Source organism: Corynebacterium sp. HMSC069E04, assembly GCF_001813175.1.
Taxonomy (GTDB): domain Bacteria; phylum Actinomycetota; class Actinomycetes; order Mycobacteriales; family Mycobacteriaceae; genus Corynebacterium; species Corynebacterium aurimucosum.
Genome location: NZ_KV811644.1, coordinates 1 through 1,416, shown reverse-complemented (window position 1 = coordinate 1,416; position 1,416 = coordinate 1). Strand labels below are relative to the sequence as shown.

The 1,416-nt window shown below is 52.3% G+C and carries 2 protein-coding genes; both read left to right on the top strand.

Annotated elements, in window-relative coordinates:
• Positions 1-204 (top strand): hypothetical protein (locus HMPREF2896_RS12945; RefSeq protein WP_210388738.1); only part of this gene is annotated, 204 nt, incomplete at its 5' end.
• Entirely contained in the window at positions 164-1,366 is a 1,203-nt protein-coding gene (locus HMPREF2896_RS03705; protein ID WP_070717837.1) for an IS481 family transposase, read from the top strand. The genes HMPREF2896_RS12945 and HMPREF2896_RS03705, both read left to right, overlap by 41 nt.
• Positions 1,367-1,416 lie beyond the last annotated feature (50 nt).

Genomic DNA, 1,416 nt, shown 5'->3' with positions numbered 1-1,416 from the left:
GTGTCTGGTTCGGAGACATCGTTCCGCATGTCTCATGAGATCGTTCCGGTCCAACCAGCACCAATGTCTCACCACATCGATCCGGTTGAAAACCCTGAAGCGAAAACTGCCCAGACACAACGAAAAGCGATGTCTCGAGACATCGATCCTCCATGCTTTAAAAATGGAGAAGAAGACAAAACCAAGCCCGAAAATCATCATTGAAACCATGCTTGCTACCGGCATGACTCAGGCCGAAGCAGCTGAACATTTCGACGTCAGCACACGATGGGTCCGAACACTTCAAGCCCGCTACCGAGAAGGCGGAATCAACGCCCTAGAACCACGATCTAAACGCCCCCGCACCAATCCTCGAGCACTCAACCCCAACACTGTCGACCGCATCCTTGAACTGCGCCAGGAACTCACAGAACGCGGCACTGACGCCGGAGCCCACACAATTCTCTGGCACCTTCAGCAAGAGGGAATCGACCCACCACCAGCACCATCAACAATCCACCGAGTACTAGCAAACAACGGTTATGTCATCCCCCAACCACAAAAGCGTCCTCGCAGCTCATGGACACGATTCCAAGCCGATCAACCTAACGAAACATGGCAAATGGACTATAGTGACTGGACTATTGCAGGTCACAAGCGAGTAGCTATCCTCACCATCTTGGATGACCACTCCCGGTTCATAATCTCGTGCCACGCCTATAACAATGCCACCGTGGGAAACGTCATCGATAGCTTCATTAATGCAGGCCAGACACACGGCTACCCCCAGTCCACCCTCACCGACAACGGCCGAGCATTCACAACCAGCGCAGACCGGACAAACCCAGCGCGAAACGGCTTCGAGCAACTACTCATCGATCTAGGAATCAAGCAGAAAAACGGCAAACCCTACCACCCCCAAACCCAAGGAAAAGTCGAACGCTTCCACTACACCCTTAAACTAGCCCTTTCGAACAAAACACCAGCTCAAAGCCTCGATGAACTCAACGCTCAACTCAAAGAAATCATCGAATATTACAACTACCAACGCCCCCATAGAGCCCTAAAAAGAACCACCCCCGCAGAAGCCTACATAGCCCTGCCAAAAGCTCTGCCAGCAGAAATCAAACCAGACCACGACTACCGACTACGCACCGACAAAGTAGGCACCAACGGCAAGACAACCCTGCGATGGGGCGGCAAACTACGCCGCCTCTACATCGGACGCAGATGGGGCGGAGAACCCATCACAATGGTCTGCGTTGACAACCACGTCGACATCAAAATAACCGCCACCGGGGCACAAATCGCCGCCTACACACTCACTGAAGAAAAGATCTATTACAACAAGAAAGACAACGAACTCAACCCCCAACGGGGCAACTAAAAACTAAAAATCTCGAGACACCGACCGGAACGATGTCTCGAGACTTCACA

Coding starts and splice junctions, on each gene's coding strand:
- HMPREF2896_RS03705 (WP_070717837.1), top strand. CDS start 164: ATGGAGAAGAAGACAAAACCAAGCCCGAAAATCATCATTGAAACCATG.